General features: G+C 49.3%; 22 protein-coding genes. 7 read left to right on the top strand and 15 right to left on the bottom strand.

Translation table 11 applies throughout. The annotated features are described in order from the left end of the window. Positions 1 to 37 precede the first annotated feature (37 nt). From KME12_18290 to KME12_18275, 4 genes are all read right to left on the bottom strand, one after another. On the bottom strand, positions 38 to 469 hold the full coding sequence (locus tag KME12_18290) for an archease (protein MBW4489736.1): 432 nt from the start codon (positions 467 to 469) through the stop codon (positions 38 to 40). 55 nt (positions 470 to 524) lie between these two features. Further along, positions 525 to 2,498 (bottom strand): PAS domain S-box protein, encoded by a 1,974-nt coding sequence (locus KME12_18285; protein ID MBW4489735.1) that lies wholly within the window; start codon positions 2,496 to 2,498, stop codon positions 525 to 527. 107 nt (positions 2,499 to 2,605) lie between these two features. Then, entirely contained in the window at positions 2,606 to 3,493 is an 888-nt protein-coding gene (locus KME12_18280) for a GTP-binding protein (protein MBW4489734.1), read from the bottom strand. An 81-nt stretch (positions 3,494 to 3,574) separates the two neighbouring features. Next, on the bottom strand, positions 3,575 to 5,038 hold the full coding sequence (locus KME12_18275; protein MBW4489733.1) for an RtcB family protein: 1,464 nt from the start codon (positions 5,036 to 5,038) through the stop codon (positions 3,575 to 3,577). 627 nt (positions 5,039 to 5,665) lie between these two features. On the opposite strand from KME12_18275, the gene KME12_18270 reads away from it, so the two are divergent. After that, positions 5,666 to 8,560 carry a hypothetical protein gene (locus tag KME12_18270; GenBank protein MBW4489732.1) on the top strand — a complete coding sequence of 965 codons (2,895 nt, stop codon included), beginning with the start codon at positions 5,666 to 5,668 and terminating at the stop codon, positions 8,558 to 8,560. A 145-nt stretch (positions 8,561 to 8,705) separates the two neighbouring features. Here KME12_18270 and KME12_18265 read toward each other — a convergent pair whose 3' ends face one another. Beyond that, the gene (locus tag KME12_18265) at positions 8,706 to 8,969 is read right to left on the bottom strand and encodes a hypothetical protein (GenBank protein ID MBW4489731.1); all 264 of its coding nucleotides are present in this window, start codon (positions 8,967 to 8,969) and stop codon (positions 8,706 to 8,708) included. A 196-nt stretch (positions 8,970 to 9,165) separates the two neighbouring features. Further along, positions 9,166 to 9,255 (bottom strand): cytochrome b6-f complex subunit PetN, encoded by a 90-nt coding sequence (gene petN / locus KME12_18260; protein ID MBW4489730.1) that lies wholly within the window; start codon positions 9,253 to 9,255, stop codon positions 9,166 to 9,168. Positions 9,256 to 9,470: 215 nt separating this feature from the next. Between petN and KME12_18255 the strand changes: the two genes are divergently transcribed. Together KME12_18255 and KME12_18250 are read left to right on the top strand one after the other, a co-directional pair. Then, positions 9,471 to 9,935 carry a hypothetical protein gene (locus tag KME12_18255; protein MBW4489729.1) on the top strand — a complete coding sequence of 155 codons (465 nt, stop codon included), beginning with the start codon at positions 9,471 to 9,473 and terminating at the stop codon, positions 9,933 to 9,935. A 235-nt stretch (positions 9,936 to 10,170) separates the two neighbouring features. Next, positions 10,171 to 12,429, top strand: a complete 2,259-nt coding sequence (locus KME12_18250) for a PAS domain-containing protein (protein ID MBW4489728.1) — start codon at positions 10,171 to 10,173, stop codon at positions 12,427 to 12,429. A gap of 202 nt (positions 12,430 to 12,631) precedes the next feature. Here KME12_18250 and KME12_18245 read toward each other — a convergent pair whose 3' ends face one another. After that, positions 12,632 to 13,306, bottom strand: a complete 675-nt coding sequence (locus tag KME12_18245; GenBank protein MBW4489727.1) for an SDR family oxidoreductase — start codon at positions 13,304 to 13,306, stop codon at positions 12,632 to 12,634. Between the two features lie 318 nt (positions 13,307 to 13,624). On the opposite strand from KME12_18245, the gene KME12_18240 reads away from it, so the two are divergent. The 3 genes from KME12_18240 to KME12_18230 all read left to right on the top strand — a co-directional run bounded on the left by KME12_18240 (position 13,625) and on the right by KME12_18230 (position 14,803). After that, positions 13,625 to 14,035: a hypothetical protein gene (locus KME12_18240; protein MBW4489726.1), complete on the top strand. Its 411-nt coding sequence runs from the start codon at positions 13,625 to 13,627 to the stop codon at positions 14,033 to 14,035. Positions 14,036 to 14,166: 131 nt separating this feature from the next. Next, entirely contained in the window at positions 14,167 to 14,481 is a 315-nt protein-coding gene (locus KME12_18235) for a nucleotidyltransferase family protein (protein MBW4489725.1), read from the top strand. Beyond that, positions 14,462 to 14,803 carry a DUF86 domain-containing protein gene (locus KME12_18230; protein ID MBW4489724.1) on the top strand — a complete coding sequence of 114 codons (342 nt, stop codon included), beginning with the start codon at positions 14,462 to 14,464 and terminating at the stop codon, positions 14,801 to 14,803. The genes KME12_18235 and KME12_18230 overlap by 20 nt, the downstream gene beginning before the upstream one ends. 61 nt (positions 14,804 to 14,864) lie before the next feature. On the opposite strand, the gene aroF is transcribed toward KME12_18230, so the two are convergent. The 7 genes from aroF to KME12_18195 all read right to left on the bottom strand — a co-directional run bounded on the left by aroF (position 14,865) and on the right by KME12_18195 (position 22,019). Continuing rightward, positions 14,865 to 15,923: a 3-deoxy-7-phosphoheptulonate synthase gene (gene aroF, locus KME12_18225; GenBank protein ID MBW4489723.1), complete on the bottom strand. Its 1,059-nt coding sequence runs from the start codon at positions 15,921 to 15,923 to the stop codon at positions 14,865 to 14,867. 76 nt (positions 15,924 to 15,999) lie between these two features. Continuing rightward, a complete protein-coding gene (locus tag KME12_18220; GenBank protein MBW4489722.1) occupies positions 16,000 to 16,461 on the bottom strand; it encodes a PAM68 family protein in 462 nt (153 codons plus the stop codon). A 13-nt stretch (positions 16,462 to 16,474) separates the two neighbouring features. Next, entirely contained in the window at positions 16,475 to 16,744 is a 270-nt protein-coding gene (rpsO, locus tag KME12_18215; protein ID MBW4489721.1) for a 30S ribosomal protein S15, read from the bottom strand. A gap of 226 nt (positions 16,745 to 16,970) precedes the next feature. Beyond that, the gene (locus tag KME12_18210) at positions 16,971 to 18,626 is read right to left on the bottom strand and encodes an alpha amylase C-terminal domain-containing protein (protein MBW4489720.1); all 1,656 of its coding nucleotides are present in this window, start codon (positions 18,624 to 18,626) and stop codon (positions 16,971 to 16,973) included. Positions 18,627 to 18,842: 216 nt separating this feature from the next. Continuing rightward, a complete protein-coding gene (locus KME12_18205; protein ID MBW4489719.1) occupies positions 18,843 to 20,513 on the bottom strand; it encodes an alpha amylase C-terminal domain-containing protein in 1,671 nt (556 codons plus the stop codon). Positions 20,514 to 20,634: 121 nt separating this feature from the next. Further along, the gene (gene ruvA / locus KME12_18200) at positions 20,635 to 21,261 is read right to left on the bottom strand and encodes a Holliday junction branch migration protein RuvA (protein MBW4489718.1); all 627 of its coding nucleotides are present in this window, start codon (positions 21,259 to 21,261) and stop codon (positions 20,635 to 20,637) included. A gap of 11 nt (positions 21,262 to 21,272) precedes the next feature. Continuing rightward, positions 21,273 to 22,019 (bottom strand): sucrose-phosphate phosphatase, encoded by a 747-nt coding sequence (locus tag KME12_18195; protein ID MBW4489717.1) that lies wholly within the window; start codon positions 22,017 to 22,019, stop codon positions 21,273 to 21,275. Positions 22,020 to 22,228: 209 nt separating this feature from the next. On the opposite strand from KME12_18195, the gene KME12_18190 reads away from it, so the two are divergent. After that, entirely contained in the window at positions 22,229 to 23,404 is a 1,176-nt protein-coding gene (locus tag KME12_18190) for an MFS transporter (protein ID MBW4489716.1), read from the top strand. A gap of 242 nt (positions 23,405 to 23,646) precedes the next feature. Here the strand turns inward: KME12_18190 and KME12_18185 are convergent, their stop codons facing one another. Then, on the bottom strand, positions 23,647 to 24,297 hold the full coding sequence (locus tag KME12_18185; protein MBW4489715.1) for a bifunctional phosphoribosyl-AMP cyclohydrolase/phosphoribosyl-ATP diphosphatase HisIE: 651 nt from the start codon (positions 24,295 to 24,297) through the stop codon (positions 23,647 to 23,649). Position 24,298: the final 1 nt, after the last annotated feature.

Genomic DNA, 24,298 nt, shown 5'->3' with positions numbered 1-24,298 from the left:
TCGAAGTACAATACCTCCTACGACTGTCACACGACTCTTAAATATCTAAAATGACCAGTGCCGTCCAGCCGTCGGGCGTTTGTTCTAGCTTGAAGCGGTGAAGAGTTACGGCTTTTACATCAACTCGCTGCTCGTGTCGTTCTGGATCGAGTTCTTCTCCCTTTGCGATCGCCGTTAGGTAATAAATCATATCCTTTTGCTCGATTTTTACCTGTTGAGGACGCAGGAGGAGGAGTTCGCTGTCTTTGTAGTAGATGAACTCTTGCAGGAAATTAAAGAGCAATAGATCTAGCTCGTCGTTGTCTAGGGTAAAGGTGCGAGTTTCTTGAGGTGCGATCGCCTCTAGGTTATCAATCATGGTATTGGTGACCGCATCTCCTGCCGCCAAGAATACTTCCTGCAAATCCTTGCCCCAAGCTTGAAAGGCAATATCCGCGATCGCAATATCTTCTAAAAATTCGTAAGACATAGGTTTGTTAGTTTATTTAGGTTAAAGGTAATTACTAAGTTCTATATTTGCAGATCTAAACTGGTTCTACGCTGGTCTCAAGTAAGGGAAACCAAGCGGAGAAAGTGCTGCCAACTCCACAGGTGGAGGTAAACGAGACCCTGCCTCCATGTAACTCGACTAAACGCTTGGTCAGCGCTAAACCCAAGCCTGTTCCCTCATGCTGGCGATCGGTCGTTCCATCCACTTGCTGAAAAGTTTGGAACAGTAAATGTTGATCTTCGAGCGGGACACCAATCCCTGTATCACTCACTGATAAACCTACAAACATAGAAGGAGAGACACCACTCAAAGCCACATCTCCCTCTGACTCCAACACATTGAGGCTCTGTAACTCCACAGCAGTCGCAAGTTGAGTCTTTAGCGTAATGGTGCCGCCTGATGGCGTGAACTTGATAGCGTTGGATAGATAGTTCAGCAACACCTGCAAAATGCGTTGGCGATCGCCTAGGATAAATTCACAAGCTAGGGGGAGTTCTTGAGATAACTGCTGCTGTTTACTCAATGCTCGCACCTGCACCATTTCTAGAGCGGCTTGGCATAATGCTGCAAGATTGAGCTCCTCCACATAAAGCTCTAGTCTGCCTGCTTCTATTTTGGCTAGATCTAACAAATCATTGATCAGCGTGAGTAAATGTTCGCCACTAGAATGAACCAGGGATAAATACTGCTCTTGTTTAGGATTCAACGGCCCAAAATTCTTTTGTAGCAAAACGCTGGAGAAGCCTAGGATCGAAGTGAGAGGCGTGCGCAACTCATGCGACATATTGGTGAGAAATTCTGACTTCAAACGCGATACTTCTGTCAATTGTTCATTTTGCGCTTGTAATTGGCGCGTGAGAGCTTGCAATTGGGCTTCGGCTTGCTTGCGCTCGGTGATATCAAGTGAGACTCCACAGAAGGCGTAAACTTCTCCGTTGGCGTCCTGAAGCGGAAACTTAATGCGGATAAAACTATGAACGCCATCGGGTAGGGTCATATCATTCTCAAACGTCATGACCTTGGCTGAGTTAAAAAGCTCTTCATTCTCACGAAAGAACACAGCCGCTGCTTCCGGAGGCAAAAAATCATAGAGATTGCGACCTTCAATGGGGTTTCCGAGTACGGCTCCAAAGATCCGATACCATTCAGCGTTGGCAAACCTCATATAGCCATCGGTATCAATGATGTAGATGATGGCGGGGGTGTAGTCCAGAATGGCTTGAGTGTGGGCTCGTGCAGCAGAAAGCTCTGCGGTTCGCTCTTGCAATTGGTTTGCCAATGTCTGTAAACACTCCTCAGCCTGCTTGCGGGCGGTGATATCTACACAAGACCCTTGGAAGAACAGTAGTTGACCTGCTTGATCTCGCACTGGGACAGCCCGATCTAAGATCCAATAGCTTGTGCCACTTTGGTCTAGAATCCGATACTCGGCTTCAAAGGCATGGCCTCCTGTCAGGCTTGCTGTAGTCGCATGCACCACCCATTCTCTGTCGTCTGGATGAATGCTATCTATCCAACCACTACCCGAAATTTGTTCTGAAGTCAGCCCTAACCAAGAGCACAAGTACTGGTTGACAAACTCATAGCTAGAACTGCCTACGACATACAGTCCCACTGGAGCATTGTCTAAAATAGCTCTTAATTGCGGCTCGGAATATGGCCCCCGCTGCTGTTGGGGTAGAGTCGTATGGAGCTTATGGAGAAACGCACTGATCAAGAGGCCTTCTAGCCCAAATATCCCTAGCGCAACTAGGTCACTTGGCACAAAAGCGATCGCACCGTTGAATGACGGCAGGCCGTAGGCACAAGCAAAACCAGCTAGCACTGTAGCGAGGAGACCTGGCCCTAGACCCCCATATCTTGCACTCAAAATGACCGGAGCAAAACCGATCAGCCAAGGACTTTCTGCAATTGTCGAGTCGGGGGCTAGCAGAATTAGTAGTGAGGCGATCGCAACCAGCAACACAGCGCTACCATAGTTCCGGAGTTGAGAGAGGGCAACTTCCAAAATGCTCTAACCTCCGTCCTTTTGAACAGACTGTCAGTAGCAACAGCCCAGCCTAGAGTTTAACCAATCGATTTTGGCTCATGCTATTCATAAGGATACGATTTGCCTTAGTGCTCACAGGCTTTGAGACGAGTCAGAATTTCTGCTTGGTGTTCATTCACCTGTTTACCAATAAAGACTAGCTCTGTCGTTTCTTGCTCAAAGGGTTCAAAGTCCCAGCGACCCGCTACAAAGTTAAATAGATAAATATCATCTACAAAGCGTACAAAACCTTTAGCTCGGTAGACCGTTGGCGCTAGACTATCCGCAAATTCTTCAAAACAGGTGCGATCGAAGGTGGCAGGCGAGGTGTAACTGAAGGAGTCAAACTCTGGCTGATGGATGTGATGGGGTGGTTGGAGCGATCGCTCAGCTTTGGCAATCCCAAACAATAAGGCTGGATCAATCTGACCACGCTGTGTCTGAAAGATAGGAGCCGTTTCATTAAAGTGGTGGAGTTTAGTGGCGATCGCTTCCAGTTCACTCTCCGCTACTAAATCCACCTTGTTGAGCAAAATGGCATCGGCTGACTCAATCTGAATCCGCCCGGTATGCCCCACTTGCGGATATTGAACCAAACCATCCGCATCAATCACGGTCACTACACCATCTAAGCGCACCTGAGGAATGCTCTCTTGAATGTCAAACACCAGCGCATCCGGTTCCGCTAGCCCAGTGGTTTCTACCACGATTAGATCTGGATTGACGGTTTCAATAATCTCATTTACAGCCGCTTCAAACTCACCCAAGAGCGAACAGCAAACGCACCCCCCGCCTAGGTCAGCCATGCTCACGTTCTGGCCTTGAATCACTTTGGCATCGATCGCAATCTCACCAAACTCATTCATCAGAATCGCAATCTTCTGCGATACCGTAGCGAGAATATGGCGTAGCAATGTAGTTTTGCCACTACCGAGGGGGCCTGTAATCAGGGTTAGGGGGGTGCGCGTTGTCATGGGTTTAATATTGCCCTTTGCCGATGGAATCTCTGGCTCCCCTTCCCTTGTAGGGAAGGGGCTGGGGGTTAGGTTCCGCCATCAACCCTTAATGTTGCCGATCGGAGTTAGGCGGGCCACCCGTTTACTAATTCCAGCGAGTTCGGCTGCTTCGATCACATCATCTACATTCTTGTAAGCACCGCCTGCTTCTTCAGCTAAACCGGATGCAGAAGTGCTGCGGACATAAATGCCTTTGGACAGCATTTCCTTTTGTAGAACATCACCGCGCCAGGTTTTGCGGGCTTTGGCTCGGCTCATCTTGCGGCCACTGCCATGAGCGGTACTGAAAAAAGTTTGGTCCCCTGTGGGTACTCCGACTAATAAGTAGGAACCCGTTTCCATACTGCCGCCAATAATCACGGGTTGACCAAATACTTTGTAGGCTTCGGGGACATCGGTCATGTCAGGCCCAAAGGCACGAGTTGCTCCTTTGCGATGGACGAGGAGCGATCGCGCTTGACCATCTACAATATGTTGTTCTAGCTTGGCGGTGTTGTGAGCGACATCGTAGACCATCTCCAATTCGAGGTCTTCGGCGGAGCGACCAAATACGTCCGAGAAAACTTCCCGAATGCGATGCAGAATCACCTGGCGATTGGCGAAGGACATGTTGATGCCACACTGCATAGCAGCAAAGTAAGCTTGGCCTTCGGGAGAGTCGAAGGGAGCGCAAGCAAGTTCTCGATCCAGCACTTTAATGCCATACTTGCTTTCCATCACCTTCAGGAAGACTTGCAAATAATCCGTGGCGACTTGGTGCCCAAAGCCTCGGCTACCACAGTGAAACATGATCACCACTTGATCGGGGATGGTAATGCCAAAGGCTCGCGCTAACTCTCGGTCGTAAATATTTTCTCGTTTGGCAACTTGAATTTCTAGGTAGTGGTTGCCAGAACCCAACGTTCCAATTTGGTTAAAGCCGCGATCGATCGCCTTCTCACTCACTTTGTCAGGATTGGCTCCTGCGAGACAACCGTTTTCTTCCATAAGTTCGAGGTCAGTTTCCCAACCGTAGCCGTTATCCACACACCAACGCGCCCCCTGTTGCAGCACTTGCCGGAAGTCATTGCGGGACAGTTTGACAAACCCTTTACTACCCACCCCCGCAGGTACTTTTTGATAGAGCTTGTCTACAAGTTGTTTGATATGTGGCTTGACTTCTTTATAGGTGAGGTTGGTAGTCACCAGGCGCATCCCGCAATTAATGTCAAAGCCAATGCCACCTGGAGAAATTACCCCTCCCTGCTCAACATCCATCGCGGCGACTCCCCCAATGGGGAAGCCATACCCAAAATGGCCATCAGGCATACAAAGCGCGTATTGGGTAATGCCTGGTAATGTGGCGACGTTAGTGATTTGGTCAATCACCCCTTCGTCTATGTCTTCAATCAGTTTGTCGGTGGCGTAGATTCGGGCAGGCACCCGCATACCTTCTTTATAAGAAACTGGGATCTCCCAAATCGTGTCAGAAACTTTTTTGGCAACTCGATGTAACGCTTCCATACCAGCGCTCCTGCCCGCTTAGTCTTACATTCTAAGCATCCTTTCTGGCAGGGATTATACATCCCTATAAAGTAAGAGAACCGCAGAGTCGCCCATGCTCCGTTTAATCTAGCGCCACATAGCGAATGGCGATCGCGGCTGTACAAACACTCAAACCCATTGCCAAAGCCGCACCCGGAGACTCACCCAAAACTAAGATCACTACCAGCATTGCCAAGGATAAGAAAATACTCATAGAGGTGACTTTACGCCGGAGATTACTTTAGACTTCCCAAAAATTGCTGCTTGACCGCGATCGCCCTAGATTTTATGTGTAAAAAATTACCTCTTGGGATCGCTTCACTACATAAGTGCCATTACGGTATCACAATCAAAATTCTCTCGTCGTCGCATAGATCACAAGTAGAAGTTCTGTAGATCACAACCCGCTAATCTCACAAACGATTTAAGACGGCTATGGTAAATTGCTGATCTAAATTTAAGCTGAGCTATTGCTGCAACAGTACCCCAAGGGGTAGCACAGGTCGCTTCAAAGGTGAGGCATGGTGGTGACTAGAGATCAATGAAAGTTTAGGGCGTGTGTCAAGCAGAATGGCAGCCCTAGGCTTTTATCTAAGGAGCCCATTTATGCAAAGCATTGAATTTACTAAAGTTAGTCCTGAAGCGCTGGGTGTTGCCAGAACCATTCGCCCAGATTTCAACTTTTCTCTCCTCATTCCAACTGTGGATGAAGAAAGCCCAATTGGTCGCAAGTGGAAAGCAGCAGGTGGTGCTGGCACCCTTGGCAACCCCACTTCTAAGCCTCAACCCACACCCGATGGTAAGGGAACCTACCAAGAATTTAAGCAGGCCGTCATTTTTTACTCAGCCGCTTATGGTGCCCGGATTTTGTCTCGTGCCCTCTATAACAAATGGGTGGCGCTGGCTGGCAATGGTGTCCAAAGTTATATTGGCTATCCAACCCATGATTATTTTGGAACTCGGGATGGCGGTCAAGCCATTTACTTCGAGCGCGGCATGATTGTGGTGCGTGGCAGTGGTCAAGCCTTTGTGGTTTACGGCATGATCTACGGTCGCTACCGGGAGTTTGATGATGTCAAGGGTTTCCTCGGTTTGCCTTTATCCGATGAGGAGGAAGCACCCAATGGTGGGCGGCGATCGCGCTTTGATGGCGGCGACCTCTATTGGCGCGGAGACACGGGAGCCAGAGCGATTTATGGAGCGATTCGCGATCGCTGGTTGCTGTTAGGGGGTGCAGGTGGATTTCTTGGCTATCCCCTCACCGACGAGATGGCTGTGATGAAAGGTAGTACCCAAGTCGGGCGGTTTAACCGTTTCCAGGGGGGCACGATTTACTGGAGTGGTGGCACCGGGGCTTGGGAGGTCTACGGAGCCATTCGAGATGCCTGGGAAAACCAGTACGGCGGTGCAACTGGAGCTTTAGGTTTTCCCACCTCTGGTGAAACCAGCACGCCTACCTCTGGAGGCCGCTTCAACAACTTTGAGAAAGGGGTTCTCGTTTGGCATGGTGGTGGTGCCTACGCCGGAACTAGAGCGATTTTCTCCTTAGAGTTCTATATGGATCGCTTTGGCTCTAAGGGGAGTGATGGCGCGGGGGGAGCGCAAGATGTATATGTTTATGTGGACGTTAGTGCTTCTACAGGCCAACGCCTCAACACTCGGATGCCATCCAGTGGTGACTATGGTGCGGATGAAGAAATCGATCGTGTCTTTATTCGAGTGCCTGTCATTCGAGGAGATTTAGTCGTTAATGTGCGGCTGGATGGTTGGGATTCGGACTCTGGCCGCCCCTTCGATGGCGACGATCGCCTGGGTACGGTACAGGAGCGCTATACCATCGATAACCTCTGGGGCTTAAGCGAGGATGCCACCCACTGGCGAGGAAATTTTCTAGCGGTCTATAAGTTCCGCGACCCCATGCCCTACGACCCTACTAAGTTTCGGCAGCAACTCTTCTGGCCCTTTGCTAACTTCAGTACGGCAGAGTTGTCCCGCAGTCAGTACGCCCAGACTTTTCGAGATGTCGCAGAAGATGAATCTTGGTTTTGGCATCCTTTCAACCGAGCTTTTTATGAACTGGTTTATAAGAAGCTTGCAGCGGGGGGTAACTGCTTTGGCATGTGCCTGGAGTCTGTGTATGCTCAGGTGAACCGTTCGATCTATGCAGAACCGATTTCTCGCTTTGGCCCGCAAGATGGCTCCAAACCTGACCCTAATAAGCCGAGCGATCGCGAAATTATTAACGAAATCAACCTCAAGCATGGCTACCAGGTCAGCGGTGGTTTACTTGATTGGTTCTTGGGCAAATTTATTGCGGGGCATACTCACGACCCAGTACGAGCCTTTCGAGAAAGTCGTGACGCTCACTACCGAGGCGATTACCCCGTGATGGTCGTGACGCCAGAATCCCTTAAGCTGGGCGGTCATGTGGTGCGACCCTACGATTGGGACGATCTCAACCCCAACCGCTGGGTGATCAAAATTGCTGACCCTAACCGTCCAGCAGCTCGCTACGGCGACGACGACCCCCACTGCCGCATCGAAATCAATCCCACGAATAATACGTTCCGTTATCAATTTAGTAGTAGTAAGATTTGGTTGGGTGGTGCTTGGTCAGGTGGGCGGATGTATGCCATTCCTTTCAATCAGTTGTGCCATCATCCTCGGACACCATTCTGGGAGGTTTTCGCTCTCCTAACGGCAGGCGCCTTGATCTTGCTGGGTGACGATGGGGAAACGCAACAAATCACGGACAATGTCGGTCGTACCTTCTATGAACCGAATTTGGGCGCAGTTCCGACTCAGTGGCAACAAATTCGTCAAGATCAAAATGCTCGCATTCCTGACTTGGCAAGAGTTCCCCTGCTGCGGACGATGGGAATTGACCCAGCCCTTTTTGAGGCCGTCAACTTGACGTTTCAGCAGTTGCCCGAACTGTACTACAAACGTGGTGATGCTGACACCATTCGACAAGAAATCGCCGGACGGCAAGGTGGACAATATCGCTGGGCGATGCGGTCTGCGGTCATGTCTGCCACGGCTCTAGTACCCAACACCAGTAGTGCTACAGACGTGATTACGGTAGAACGCATGGGATCTTCTGATCCAACTATCTCTCTGGCGACAGCGACTACGGGTGCAGCCAAGCAAGCCAACCTGGAGTTGGTAGGTTGGGCAGAAGGGGATGTAGCCCAGATCAAGCGATTTGAGTTGAACAACCTGACGATGACTCCTGGGCAAGCAATTAAAGCTCGTTTAGCGGACGGCGGGCAAGAACTGCTACTAGAGAATGCTGGACCGGATACTAGATTTGAGCTGAAGGTACAATCTGGCTCCAATCAAGAAGCAGCGACAGTGCGGCCAAACATTACGCTAGAAGCTGGCAAAGCAGCTCGCTTACGGCCTGCCGACTGGGCTACAGATGCGATCGCGACTGCTCCTTTACGGATGGACTTGCTGGACAACTTACAAGGTTCAGTGATCCGTCGGATTGATCTCTAGACTCTGCTTCTGCATCTGCCAATCTTTGCTCTGTCAAAAACTAGAGAGGACACATCTAATCATGGATGTATCCTCTCTTTTAGCTTTTAATGCTTTTGTGTTTCGGTGAGTGGTTGCGCCCTTCTCCAGGATTGATCACCCTCTACTAAGATTTTTTAGAGCGGCGGCCTTGCGTCTTTTCACGTTTGTCTTTTTCGCGTTTGTCTTTTTCACGTCGAGTGCGATCGCGGGATTTTTCCTGTTGCTCTTGCTCACGACGAACCCGACCGGGTACTACTTCCCGCTGCTCTAGCTCCCGCCGACGGCGATCGCGCCACTCGACTGCGGTTAGGTAGGCAATGCCCCCGGTGACGGTAATCAGCAGTCCGAACGCAGCAATAACTAGGACGTTAGAAATAGTAGCTTCCACAATAACTTTTGAATGATTTGAATGAGACTACTCAGGGACGAAATAGTTTTGCTCTTAAAAAATGCTTGGATACGTGAAGCAAGCAACTTTTAAGGTAGTTGACTGAGGCTTGACCTCAACCGATCTGTGGTCCCTCTCTCCCTAGGGACTGCTGTGTATACACGGTGGCCCTAGAAAGAGGGGATGGGGGGAGAGCCTAAAACCCGTTGCGGCCCCAAATTACCATTGAGATCGAAAAGGTGAAGACAGCGAGGAGAGAAACCCAGCCTAGCGTCAGAATATCCATATTGTTAAAGACCAGCCTATGAAACTACTCCGACCCTTATGATAGTTCAAAACTTGAGCAATCCAGGCACTCACTCATGAACCTGGCCCAAAAATATCAGACCCATTTTGCCCGCAGGCTTACTCAACTCAACCCTGACAATTAATTTCAAATTTATCTATCGGGCGGCTCAACCTGATACAATCGCGCCTTGACAGGATTGAGCAAAATTGCGCATGGTAAACGGGTCTTTCGAGCTGAATTTAGCAGAACGCATTGAATCGCTCAAGGCAGGAACCTTAGCCGCTTTGTCTGTATGTGTTGCTTTTGCGGCGATCGCCTTAGTCAACAGTCAAGTTTTGGCGATCCAGTTTGCTAGTTTTGCTAGTCTACAAATCGTCAGCATCGACGCTAATTTGCTCATGAGTGGCGCGATCGCGATTCTAGCTGGTTTTTTGTTTGGGGTTACCTATCGCTACGTCATCCGCGAAGACCAAAATCCTCACCTCAAGTCGGGGGCAGTCTTGGCTTTTGGTTTAGTCCGGGGTTTAGCGCAGGTTGATGTGGGGTTTAGCCTGCAAGGGACACTCTGGCCGTTTGGTCTGCTGGCGATCGAAAGTGTGTGCTTATTTGCGATCGCTCGTTTCACGCTAGACTTTGCAATTCAGCAACGCTGGGTTAAGCGATTCAATTCCAATTAGGCTTTTTTTACCCAATTCCCCGGTTTTGACTTGAGGTAAAACTGGGTTGAACTCAGCAATATTACTAATAAAGCAGCGCCAACTAGCTGATGCAGATTCCGTGAACAGTCTTAGAAAAGTCATGGCTAGCTTGGGAAGCCTTAGGTTTAGTGTCAGCATTTCTGCCCAAATTTTTGGCAACCTTAAAAGTTTAGGAAGCTGATGCTGCCCAAAATTAGCTTCTCAAGCAGCACCTATGCACCACCCACTAGTAGCGACTTCTTGCCAGCCTCATAAGTCAGGCTCCACCCGCTCTCTAGGGCGCATGCAAGATGGCGAAACCATGATTCTCGACCCTGACGGATATGTTTGCAGTTGGAGTGCAGGGCTTCAGAACTTAGAAGCTTACCAGCCAGAAGAAGTAATTGGGCAGCATTTCTCTAGCTTTTTTCCGGCTGAGGATGTGGAGCAAGGCAAACCTAGCCAAATTTTGGCAACCGCGATCGCTCAAGGCTGTTGTGTAGAAGAAGGGTGGCGGATTCGTAAAGGTGGCTCTCGATATTGGGCCAGTGTGGTAGTAACCGCGCTATTTGATATCAACGGACAACTCCAAGGGGTTGCTCAAGTTACTCAAGACCTCACAGCCCATCAACTCACTGCCGAATTCGAGGGTATCGAAGACAAACGCTCTCGGGCCGAAGCCGCATTAAGCATGACTCAAGCAGAATTAATGACTCTATTTGGGGCCATGCAAGATGTGATTTTAGTGATGAATGCTGAGGGCCGTTATCTAAAAATTGCACCGAGTTGCGCTCCTCTCCTATACCGCCCCTCAATCGATTTGGTGGGCAAGACCATGCATGAGGTATTGCCTGTAGCCGCAGCAGACTTTTTCTTGCAACACATTCAGCAAGCTCTAACGACACAAGCCGCTGTCAAGGTTGAGTACAGTTTACCTGTGGAGGATCAACTGATTTGGTTTGATGCCACACTGGTTGCCTTGAGCGAACAATCTGTGTTGTGGGTAGCACGAGACATTAGCGAAGCGAAGCAAGCCGAACAAGCACTGATGGATCAAGTCCGTCTAGCAGCCTTCCGAGCTGATGTGGACGCTTCTCTGACCCGCAGCGACGACCTTCCAGGCATGTTAAAGCACTGCACTGACGCAATGGTAGACCATTTAGATGCGGCATTTGCTCGCGTTTGGCTACTCAACTCCGAAACAGATGTGTTGGAGTTGCAAGCTAGCTCTGGTCTCTATACACATCTAAATGGACCCCATGCTCGCGTTCCTGTGGGTCAGTTGAAGATTGGCCTGATCGCGGCAGAACGCCAGCCCCACTTAACGAATACAGTCCTAGATGACTCACGGGTGGGAGACAAAGCTTGGGCCAAAAGAGAGGGCATAGAGGCTTTTGCAGGCTATCCACTCTTGGCAGGAGATCAACTCTTGGGGGTGATGGCTATGTTTACCTGTCAACCCCTCAAGCCTTCCACTCTAGACGCTCTGGCATTTGTATCCCAAGAAGTTGCCCTTGGTATCAAGCGAAAGCAAACAGAAACTGCCTTACGCCAGTCTGAAACCCAGCTACGAGAAAAGGCTCAGGAATTAGAATCAACGCTTCGGGAACTTAAGCAGACGCAAACTCAGATTATCCAAAGCGAAAAAATGTCAAGCTTAGGACAACTTGTAGCAGGGGTGGCTCATGAGATCAACAACCCGGTGAATTTCATTTATGGCAACCTGAAACATGCCAATGAATATACTCAAGACCTCTTAGGTTTACTACAGCTCTATCAGCAGCATTATCCTCAACCTGCCGCAGCAGTGGCGGCGGAAGTGGAAGCGATCGATCTCGATTTTCTCATGACAGATTTGCCCAAGTTGCTATCTTCTATGAAAGTAGGAGCCGATCGCATTCGTCAAATTGTGGTCTCCTTGCGCAACTTCTCACGCATGGATGAATCCGAGATGAAAGAAGTGGATCTGCATGAAGGGATCGACAGCACGTTGATGATCTTGCAGCATCGGCTGAAGGCAGGGCATGAGCATCCAGCTATTAAATTGGTTAAAGATTATGGACAGGTGCCTGGGGTTGAGTGCTATGTGGGCCAGCTCAACCAAGTCTTTATGAATATCTTGAGCAATGCAATTGATGCCATTGAAGAACGAGATCAACAACGCTCTCCCCAAGACATCGCACAGCATCCTAGTCAGATCTGCATTCAGACTGAAGAACTCCATCCCGAACGGGTAAGAATTACGATCGCCGACAATGGGCCAGGGATGTCTGAAACCGTTCAGCATCGATTGTTTGACCCCTTCTTTACCACTAAGCCAATTGGTAGGGGAACGGGCCTAGGCATGTCCATCAGTTACCAAATTGTGACCGAAAAACATGGCGGTTCACTGCGCTGTGTTTCTCAAGTTGGTCAGGGTACAGAGTTCATTATTGAGATCCCGATTCGGCAGGAACGGAAGGGAGAATGGGGAAGGATGAGGGATGAAAGATGAGGGATGAAAAGTGAGGAGAGAGGAGTAAGGGGTGAGGGGTGAGGAGAGAGGGGGAAAGGAGGAAGAATGAGAGATGTTCGGCTTTGCCGTTTGCGAAGCGTAGGATGAGGGATGAAAGTGTTCCCGCAGGGTAGCAGCAAAAAGAGGGAGTCGTGACATGGTAAGGATAGACTGCGATCGCCCTGCTGGGAACTTTTAGGATTTAGTTGAGAGAAAATTCAGTAAACTCAACCGGGACAAATAACATTTGGCGATCGATCGCGGAGAGGATTTTGTTGTTAGCGCGATCGGATGGGAGACACTGGCACACTAGATCCGCCACGTCAGCCCGATGAATCATACCCGACACTTTAGGATCTTCTGTCAATACTGCGTTTCCAGTCGCAGGTTCGGACTTTAAGCCACCAGGCCGAACGATGGTGCACGTCAAACCGCTCTCTATTAAGTGCTGCTCTGCTTTCTCTTTTTCGATTAATACGGGTTTCAAGGTTTCTAGGGCTTGGGGTGAGAGTGCCACGATACTGTCCCCGCTGCCAATAGATGACACTAAGATAAACTTTTGGGCTCCCGCTTTCACGGCGGCATCGACTAGGTTTTTGTTACCCAAATAATCGGCTCGTTCTCCATCCTTGGGCAACCCACCAACAGTACTAATTACAGCTTGTATGGGAGTTCCCTGCATTGCCTGTTCTACGTCAGCTAGGTTAAGAGCGTCACCCAGCACTACTGTAATGCCCATCGCTTCTAACTCTGGACGAGCCGCTTCAGATCGCAACAGTGCTGTGACTTTGATGCCTTGTTCGACTAAACAACGAGCGATTTCTCGCCCTACCCCTCGGCTGGCACCCGCAAGAAAAACATGAGATTCTGAGGTCATTGCTATATCTACTGCTCCAAATCAAGCTTGGTTACATTATGTAGCCATTAGCTTAGAGTAAGGGCGATCGCTTTCACCATGACTTAACTTAAAAAGAGCGATCGCCTTGCTATAAACAGAATAGAAATTGTAATTCTGATTCATCTCAAAGACATAAAATTTTTCACCTATCTATCCACTCTGTTCTAGGATGATCAACAGAACCTTTCAGCATAACTATTGTTAGGCTACTCCTACCTATTAATTAGCTAACTTCGCAGAGTTGCTTGCTTGAGGTCAGAATTTGATAACTTAATCATTTATGTCAAATCATTCACTATGAGTAACTACGTTTTCCAGCCTAGAAAAAACAAGAGTAGAAACAAGTACGTCGGCAGCTGGACAGAGACTGGATGGCAAGAAATTCCATTGACATTTTCACTAGAAAATTTTGCATCTCTGCTTGCTCAAGGTGCTGGCTTGGAAAGCACGACTTACACACATCAAGATATTGCTCATTGGTGCGATCGTTTTCATACAGCATTGATGTATGGTGATTTGACTATTGAGGACGATAGTGCTCTCAAGGTATTTGCAGATGTTGCAGAAGAGGTGTCAGCACAGTGGGATTTATATCTCTCAAATACTTATAGTCTGAAACAGCTTCAGACACTTTGCTTCTCCAAAGTCGAGTTGCCAAATCAGTGGTTTCAGAAGTGGCATGACCAGGTTAAACAGATTTTGCCTTAGCCACGGCGTAACTAGTCGGTTGCATTGGACATCTGAAGCCTTTTATGCTGGCTTCAAGGCTGTTTGCTACCGCTGAACCGAATTGTTATAGATAATAATGGCGATCGCCCACTAAGTAAGTATTAGCTAAAATGCCTGTTCAGACCAAAACTCAGGTGCTCGATCTTCTGAAGCAGCATCAACAGGAATTACAGCGTTTTGGTGTTAAACGTTGCGGTATTTTTGGTTCCTTTGTGCGAGATACTGCTATCCATGAGCAAAGTGATGTTGATGTTTTGGTCATTTTTGAGCCAGAGCAAAAGACATTTGACAACTTCATGCACTTGTCTTTTTTTCTAGAAGACCTCTTTGGCCGAGCCGTTGACTTGCTTACGGTCGAGTCTTTAAGCCCCTATATTGGCCCACGCATTCTTGAAGAAGTTGAGTATGTCTCTGTCAGCCCGTGAATATTTACAGCACATCCTCGACGAAACCACTTACATCTTGGCAAACTCTGCGGGTCTAGCCAAAGCAACCTTTGTGCAAGATGAAACACTCAAACGGGCTTTTGTTCGAAGTATCGAAATAATTGGTGAAGCAGTAAAACAAATTCCTGAGCCTTTACGGCAGAAATACCCTGCTATTGAGTGGAGAGCAATGGCTGGGATGCGCGATCGCCTAATTCACAACTACTTCGGCGTTGACTATGACATTGTGTGGGATGTTGTCGCCAATAAAATTCCAGCACTAGATACTGCTCTGAAACAGGTTCTGGATCAAGAATATTAATTGAAAAAAGGAGAAGAGGTTTGGATTCACTCTTCTCCTTTCATCATTGAATGGATGATGTTTAAGCGATCGCTGCCGCAGATTGGGGCCAACGATTCATAGCATTACCCACTACGGCCAGTTCTTTCATCAATTGGTCAAAGCGATCGGGGGTAAGGGATTGAGGCCCATCCGAGAGCGCTTTCTTGGGATTTGGATGAACTTCGATCATCAGTGAGTCTGTGCCACCTGCGATCGCTGCCATTGCCATTGAGGGTACATACTCCGCTCTACCTGTGCCGTGGCTGGGGTCAATCATAATCGGGAGATGGGTGAGCGATCGCAGCACAGGTAATACAGAGAGATCCAACGTATTGCGGGCATACTGGCGATCGAACGTGCGAATACCACGTTCACAGAGAATCACGTTGGGGTTTCCTGCGGCCAAAACATATTCAGCGGCCATCAGCCATTCTTCGATCGTGGCTGACATACCCCGCTTCAGCAGTACAGGCTTATCTTGAGCCCCCACTTTCTTCAAGAGAGAGAAGTTTTGCATGTTGCGGGCACCCACTTGCACCACATCTGCCACTTCTGCAATTTTGTCTAAATCAGCAGCGTCCATGACTTCGGTAATAATTCCTAAGCCAGTTGCTTCACGAGCGGCGGCTAAGAGACCCAAAGCACTTTCCCCGTGACCTTGAAACGCATAGGGTGAAGTCCGGGGTTTGTAAGCACCACCTCGGAGGAAATGTGCGCCTGCCGCCTTTACCCGCCGCGCCGTTTCCACAATCATTTCTTCGTTTTCGACGGAGCAAGGGCCAGCCACCACTACAACAGGGTGATGCTCACCGAAGTGGATGGGGCCGTTGGGCGTAGAAACTACGACATCGCTAGCTTCTCCGTGACGGTATTCGCGGCTAGCTCGCTTAAAGGGCTGCTCTACTCGTAGTACCTGCTCAATCGCAGGGCTAATCTCTTGAATTTGCAATGGGTCCAAGTCAACAGTTTCACCTACGAGGCCCAAGACCACCTTATGTTTCCCGACGATCTTTTCTGGGGTCAGCCCCCAAGTCGTTAGCTCTTGAACCACACGAGCAACCTCGGCTTCAGAAGAGCCGCTCTTCATGACTACAATCATGCAAAAGTCCTCATGCTTATGAAGATAGCGATTTATCAGAAAATTTCGTCGGAAGCAGCTAGGGCAAATCTTCCTGCTATTTATTAGCGCGCCACGCCGCCGTCATGCGGCCCCAATTGGTACCAAACTCCGAGGCTCCTAATAAGCTACCCGGTGTTTCTTCATCCCAGGAGGCTGAGAGCACCCCGTAGGTAAGCCCTAAAACTCCCAGACCAAAAAAGCCCATACTCACCAGTATCACAGCCACATTGGGCAGCTTAATCCAGTCGTGACTGACTACCCAATAAGCCACAAAAAATGTGGCCATCCCTAAACTCGTAGGGATACCACAAAAGAAAGCCATGCGACGAGCCATGCGCTTGCTCACCGCATCGGGGATAGCCATTTCCTGATTAGAGGATTTTGGAGCATTGGCCTTAGGCTTACTCTCTTGCTTCACCACAGTTTGTGGCGTAGGGTTCTCCGGTTTTGCAGCTTTTTTACGATTTTTAGTGGGTTCAAAGGGTAGGCGTGCTCGATCATCAGATTCAGGAGCCATAACCGCTTACCCTCTAACCGCGAATGCCTAACCGACCGATCAAAGCTCTATAGCGCCCCTGATCTTGCTTCAGGATGTAAGCGAGTAACTGCTTACGATGACCGATCATCTTTAGAAGTCCACGACGAGAAGCGTGGTCTTTTTTGTTGGTCTTGAGGTGCTCACTTAGCTTATTGATGCGCTCTGTGAGCATGGCAACTTGGACGTCCGCAGAACCAGTGTCGGTCTCGTGAACCTGGTAGTCGTCAATGATTTGGTGCTTACGCTCTTGCAGCAGGGCCATAGGATGCAGTTAATTTCTAATCGTAAGTTCAGCAGTCTACCATCTTACCACAAGGATGCTGGACCCCAAGTGTGAAACTTGAAAGTCCAGTTTCCCTGCTTTAATCAAGCTTGACTTGAAGCAAATAACTTTCGGAATTTTTAACCTGAACTGACCTCTCCCCCGTCCCTTCTCCCGCGAAAGAGGGGTGCCGGAGGCGGGGTGAGGTTTGGCTTTGTTGAATCAATTAAGATTGCCAAACAAAGATTTGGGCTTCGTAGCTACCCAGATCGACAATAAGATTATGGTCTCCTGAGTCTACGTCATAGTCTCTGGTCCACTCGTGCCAAGTGCCGTTGGCTGGGAAGTTGGGCACTTGATAGCCTGCCAAAAATTCGTCAGAGAAGTTGGCAACCACGACCACTCTGGAGCCTTCATCGTTCCAGCGGGTATAGGCCAGAACTTTGGCTTCTGGGTTCTCGTGGAAGAAATCGACATTTTCGGTATAGAGGGCGTGATTGGTTTTGCGGAGGTGAATCAAGCCTTTGTAGTAATCCCACAAGTTCCGATTCAGATCGTTTGCTAGTAAAGGCCACTCGATCTTGGCTTGGTCTACGGTTTTATATTTGTACTCGCCAAATTCTTCACCCATCCAAATTAGGGGCACTCCCATTGCGGTCATGAGCAGGGCAGCTCCTAGTTTGGCGCGCTTGAAGGCTTCTTCATTAAAGATTTCGCGATCGCCCAACTCGGCCATGATGTGGTTGTGGTCATGGTTGGTGAGGTAGTTGACGATATTGGTGGCTCCCATGAAGCCTTGTCGTCTCGCGTCAATCACATCTTTGAGCTGCTCTAGGTCGAAAGTATCGCCGCAAATATGCTCTAAGACGCAGTGGTAGAAACTGTCGTGCCAACAACCGTCCATCGGGCCATCGATGTTGGTGATGCTGGGGTTTTCTGGAATATGTTCCGCAATGTTGTAAAACGGCTTGCTGCCTGCGGATTGCTTTGCTTCTTGGACCAACCAGTGCATAAAGTCGTAGTTGGCAATTTGACGAGCGGCATCGTAGCGAACGCCATCAATATGATATTCCTCCGTCCAGAAGCGCACCGTGTCGCCTGCAAAGCGTCGGGCGGGATAGGTATCTAGGTTTTCGTCGTAGTGCTCGTAGTTGAACTCAGGTCCCCAGTTGTTGTCGGGGTCACGGGGTTCTTTGTGATACCAATAGTCGTGATCGATTTGGGTCAGAGGGCTTTCAGCTTCGGAGTGGTTGTAGATCCCATCCATGATCACGCGAATGCCACGGGCATGGCACTCATCGATCAGGCGCTTGAGTCCATCGGTGGTGCCGTAGCTAGATTCGGTGGCGAAGAAATAACGGGGGTTGTAGCCCCAGCTATGGTCGCCGGGATATTCTTTTACGGGCATCAGCTCGATCGCGTTAATGCCTAGATCGCACAGGTAATCTAATTTCTCAACTACATGCTTATATTGACCACGGGCATAAGGATCATCTTCGCCACCCGAAAAGTCTCCCACATGCATTTCATAGATGACTAGCTCATGGTCTGGTGGCAAGGGTTTGTCATCATGTTGCCAGACATAAGTATCAACAATTCTTTCGCCATCTTTAATCCGTACCACCCCATTTTGAGTTGGGTTATCGATATCTGTGGCATAGGGATCGTTTACATCAACCCATTGATCCGGTTCAAAAAACCAGCTCTTGGATTGCACCCGAAATTTATATTGATAAACCCCATCTTCTAATTCAACTTTGGTGCGGAAGTAACCATCTTTGCTTTTCTCCATTGGGATCTCTTGCCAATCGGAAAAAGACCCAACTAAGGCAGCACCTTCGTTATAGGGAGCAAATAAATTAAATTCAATAGGGCTTGACATAAAGCTCTTGAAAGTTGAGTAAGTAAAATACAGGACGATTCTCTAGCTTTTTGCTCAATTAAATCATCCCGCTAGAGTAAGGATGATCACGTTCTTGATTTACCTTGTTTTATGCCTTTAGATAGGGGCGCCACCGAAAATGGAGTTCTTAAAAAAGCCTAAGAGGTAACTGTATAGACTTCTTAGGCTTCAGAGACGAGTTGTTTAAGGCAGCTTTTATGGCTGATAAATCAATACTTTTGCTTCAAGATCTTTGAGTTCCAGGGTGAGGCAACCCGATTCTGCCTGAAATTGGCGATCGCTCAGCCATTCATACCAATTCCCATCTTCTGGAAACTGAGGAATTTGATATTCGGGAAACGACTGATCGGAGAAGTTAGCGACGACTACCACCCTAGAACCCATATCATTCCAGCGCACATAAGCTAGAACTTTATTCTCGATATGTTCGTAGAAGAAATTGACATTATTGGTTTTCAGGGCAGGAATTTTCTTTCGTAAAGTAATCAGCTTTTGGTAATACTTGAGCAAATCCTGGTTAACGTCTTGCTCTAGTAAATGCCATTGCAACTTATTGGGTTGGGTTGTGGTTTCGGTTTTGCGCTTGTACTCCCCAAATTCATCCCCCATCCAAAGCATCGGCAGGCCCATTGCGGTCATGAGCAGGACAGCTCCTAACTTGGCGCGTTGGAAAGCCGCTTGGTCAAAAATGCCGCGATCGCCTAGTTCGGTCAAAGTGCGTTCGCGATCGTGACTGGCGAGATAGTTGACGACCGAAGTGGCACTCGCAAACCCTTGAAGCTTACCGTCAAGTGCTTCCTTGAGTTTGGCTATATCGAACCTGTCGCTGCAAATATGCTCGATCGCGAAGATGCGGAAGCTTTCGTGCCAGCAGCCTTCAAACGGCCCATCTGGTTCTGTAACGCAAATGGCCTCTGGAATATGCTCGGCAATGTTGTAGAAGGGTTTGTTGCCTGCGGCTTTGGTGGCTTCTTGGGTCAGCCAGAGCAAAAAGTCGTAGTTTCCCAGTTGGCGAATCGCATCGTAGCGAATGCCGTCAACGTGGTACTCCTGCACCCAATAGCGCACCACGTCCCCAATAAACTTCCAGGCTGGTTTGACATCTAGGGTTTCGTCGTATTGCTCGTAGTTAAACTCTGGCCCCCAGAAGTTGTCGGGGTCGTCCGGGTAGTGCATGTCGTGGTAGTACCAGTAGTCGCGATCGATCTTGAGGAGCGGACTTTCACCATCGCAGTGGTTATAGATGCCATCGATCAAGACTCGAATGCCTCGGGCATGGCACTCATCAATAAAGCGTTTCAAATCCTCTGGGTTGCCGTAACTAGACTCAGGGGCAAGGAAGTAACGCACCAAATAGCCCCAGCGGTAATTTCCGGTGTATTCCGTCACGGGCATCAGTTCGATCGCGTTAATGCCCAGCTCCACCAAGTAGTCTAATTTCGCGATCGCCGCAAGAAAATACTGCCCCAACGTGACCCCTTCAATTTCACCCACGAAATCGGCGATGTGCATCTCATAAATGATCAGTTCTTCGTTGGCAGGCAGAGGCTGATCATCGTGCTGCCATTCGTAAAACGTGCTGACCTTTTCCCCATCCTTAACCCGCATCACGCCATTTTGAGTGTTGAGGTCGATCTCGGTGACGTAAGGATCATTCACGTCAAGCCACTGGCCTAGCAGGGACTCGGTCTTGGAGATCACGCGAAATTTATACTGATAGACTCCGTCTTCTAGGTCTACCGATGCCCGATAGTAGCCATCTTCTCCTTTGGTCATCGGAGTCTCTTGCCAGTCTGAGAACGTTCCGATCAGTGCCACTTTTTCGACACGGGGAGCAAATAAGCTGAACTCAATTGGGCTTGCCATAACAGTCCTTCAGAAAACGGAAGTTGCGATCGCTGAGAGCGCTATTACCAAGTGTGAATTTTCCTGCTCAGCAACCACATCAGTCTCCAGAAGCACAGAAAGCGGTCAGAAGAGTGGTTTTCTATTGGCTCAACCAGGCGATCGCTTCTCGAATCCAGGTGTCTGGTTCAGCGTTTTTCGCCAAGCTGCTATTTTGCCCCACCGCTTGGAGCGCTTGCGTAATCTCGTCGTTGGTATAGCCTAAAGCCAGCAGCGTCATCTCCACATCTTCTTGAATTTCGGCAGTAGGACCAGCCGAGGGCAAGCTGGACAAGCCTGCATGTTGTCGCCACTCGGCTAGCTTGGTTTTTAGTTCTAAGGCAATCCGTTCCGCTGTCTTGTTGCCCACACCAGGGGTACGGGCTAAGGCTTTCGTGTTGCCAGAGACGATCGCCTGTACCAAATCTTGCAGCCCCATTTTATCCAGCAAGGCCACAGCTAGTTGGGGGCCAATCCCACTGACGCTGACCAATTGCCGAAATAAATCCCGCTCAGCGGCGGTGCCAAAGCCAAACAAAATCATTTGGTCTTCTCGCACCTGTAAATGCGTGAAAACTTGAATAGGCTCGCCTAAATCAGGCAGCTGTTGAATTAAACGGGGAACCACTTGGATGTCGTAGCCCACTTGGTTGACATCTAAGGTGAGTGTGACCCGATTGCTGGGATTTTTTTGAATGCTGGCAACGGTGCCTTGGAGATAACCAATCATTGGGAGAAAGTTTAGAGAAAGCCGAAGTAGTTCAGACCTTCCAGAATACCGCCCGCACAGTGGGCTTTGGCTAAATAGTGATGCTCGAAGGGGTTAGCTTCGTGCCACGCTAGCATTTCCGGTTGGGCGTTGCCGACAATTATTCCTCGTTCCTTCTCCACCGAGAACAAAGCGCAATCATTGCCAGAATCACCACACACCACAGTTTGGGCTGGGTCAATCCCCCAGGTTTGCCGTAGGAACGCCATTGCCCTCCCTTTATCGGCTTGGTGAGGCAAAATATCGAAGTCTTTGCCACTGCTGTAAATCAGCTTTACTTCTAGGCCGCGTTCCTTTAACAAGGCTTCGATTTGGGGCAGAACTTCAACGGCGGCGTTCTCCGTCAAGAAATAACTCACCTTAAAGGGACGCTGTTCTGGCTCAGGCTGAGGCACCAGATCGCCAAAATGCGCCCCCGTTGCTACTACCACCTCTCGATCCCACTGGTGTGAAAGTTTATCTGACCAAGTTGCGTCTGGGGTTTCACTGCCCTTGTAGTAGATTTCGGTGCCCACCGCCACAACTAGGGCATCTGGCTCTAGCAATTGCTGTTCGGCTTTGAGTTCTTGGTAAGACGACAGCGATCGCCCGGTACTATAAACAATTTTGGTGCCATGCTCTTGGCGATGCTGGGCTAGCTTCTGATTCAACACCTGAAGGGCGGCTGCATCTCCTACCAGAGTGTTGTCCAGGTCGGTTACAAATAGAAATTGTGTCACAGCTTCTTTACGCTCCGGTCAGTCCATGAAAAGTTTAAGGGGAGCTTGCTGGAAATCGCTTCCTCTTCAGGAAGAATCATGATTAGAAGGCTGCGATCGCTAAGATTGGTTGGATGAAGGTTTGACTGACGGGAGAAATTCCTATCAATTCTCGATTTTCTTGGCTACCCCAGCTCAATCCCCAAGTTTGGATTCTGGTATTCGGTCGATTGCTCTCTCAAATTGGCAGCGGCTTCACCTTATTTTACGCCCCCATTTTTTTTGTTAATCAGGTGCATTTGTCCGCAGTCGCCGTCGGTTTGGGGCTAGGCAGTGCCTCCATTTCTGGGGTTGTGGGGCGGCTCTTGAGCGGTTCCTTGAGCGACTCTCCGAGTTGGGGCCGACGACGCACATTACTTTTGTCGGCGTTGGTTTCGGCGATCGCTTCTTTTGTCTTGGCTGCGACCACCAACTTTCCCATCTTTGTCATCGGCAACTTGTTGATGGGCTTGGGCTTAGGCTTGTACTGGCCTGCCACCGAAGCGGTCGTGGCCGATCTGACCACTCCAGACCAACGCAATGAAGCTTACGCCTTGACTCGGTTGGCCGATAGCTTGGGTTTAGGGTTGGGTGTGGTACTTGGAGGAGTGTTGATCAGTGCTACGGGGGCTTATCGCACGTTATTTATCCTGGATGGCATTTCCTTTGTGGTCTTCTTGGGTGTGGTTTATGTAGCGATCGCTGAAACTGTGAAACCCAAAAATGAGCCTCAGCAATGGCTAAAAGGCTGGGGCGTAGCTCTACGCGATCGGGCTTTGCTGGTCTATGCACTGGTGAATATTCTGTTCACCACCTATATCTCCCAAATCCAAAGCACCATGCCGCTGTACTTTAGCAACTTTGTTTCAGTTGGCAATGCGAGCCAAGGGTTTGCGCCCAAAGAAATCAGCGCGTTGTTTACAGGGCACTTAGTCTTATCAGTACTGTGCCAACTTCCTGTTGCCCGCTGGCTGAACCGCTTTAGCCGTCCCCGTGCTTTGATGATCTCGGCCTTGATTTGGGCGGTGGGCTTTGTCCTGGTATGGGCTACAGGTGTCACGTCCAGTGGGCAATGGTTGTGGGCGAGCTTGAGTTTGGCAGTACTGGCGATCGCCAATGTAGCTTACACACCTGCGGCTTCCTCATTGGTAGTAGATCTGGCACCAGAATCTTTACGCGGTGTCTATCTCTCAATTAATTCGCAATGCTGGGCGATCGGCTATTTTATCGGCCCGCCACTGGGAGGTTGGGCACTCGATCAGTCCAAGTTTGTGGCTTACAGTTTTTGGTTAGGCTTGGCTTTGAGTGTTGCGATCGCGTTAGGGATTTTGCAGTCCTTGCAACGCCTAATGTCTCAACCTGGATAATTCAGGGCTGTAACGATTTCAGAATTTCTTGAAGACCTCGACAGCATGTAGGGGTTTAGCATTTGGTACTGATGGGAAGACAAAACCGTTAGCTCTTGCTCCAAATGCTAAACCCTAGGATTTGAACGTAGACAACTAATTTAATTGCTCAGCAAGTTGCACTGGGCAAAGCATTCAGTCGGGATTTATTATCTTGCCTCCGACTTGATTGCTGAATGCTTTGCCCCTACCGCGTCTTGTGCTTAACGGCGACGTTCTTGGAGCTTGCGGTATACGGCTTTGAGGTCTACTTTGTGGTGGGCTAGAGCGACCAGCGTGTGATAGAACAAGTCGGCTACCTCACCCGCGATCGCTTCGGCATCGTCATCCTTAAAGGCCATCACCACTTCTGCTGATTCTTCACCAATTTTCTTCAGAATTTTGTTGTCGCCACCCGCCAGAAGTTTGCAGGTGTAGGAGTCAGGGCTGGGGTTGTCGCGGCGATCGCTAATCACACCAAACACTTGGGACAGCGTATCGGCGGGTGGGGGAGTGATGCCACCATCGACTTGATGGAAACAACTGCGCTCTCCGGTGTGGCAGGCAATATCGCCAATTTGCTCCACGCTGACTAACAGTGCATCACTGTCGCAGTCGTAACGCAGCGATCGCACCTTTTGAGTGTGACCAGAGGTTTCGCCTTTATGCCAAAACTCAGCCCGCGAGCGGCTCCAAAACCAGGTTTCGCCCGTCTCTAGGGTTTTTTGTAAGGACTCCCGATTCATCCAAGCCATCATCAACACGGTGCCATCCAAATAGTCTTGGATAATGGCGGGCACCAGCCCCTGCTCGTTGTAGCGAATTTGGTCTACAGGGATAGCTTGACGAAAGGCAGTCGATTCAGGAGCAGACATA

The sequence above is a fragment of the Trichocoleus desertorum ATA4-8-CV12 genome, from assembly GCA_019358975.1.
GTDB lineage: Bacteria > Cyanobacteriota > Cyanobacteriia > FACHB-46 > FACHB-46 > Trichocoleus > Trichocoleus desertorum_A.
The sequence above is the reverse complement of the archived record's forward strand: the minus strand, read 5'-3'. Positions and strand labels throughout refer to the sequence as shown.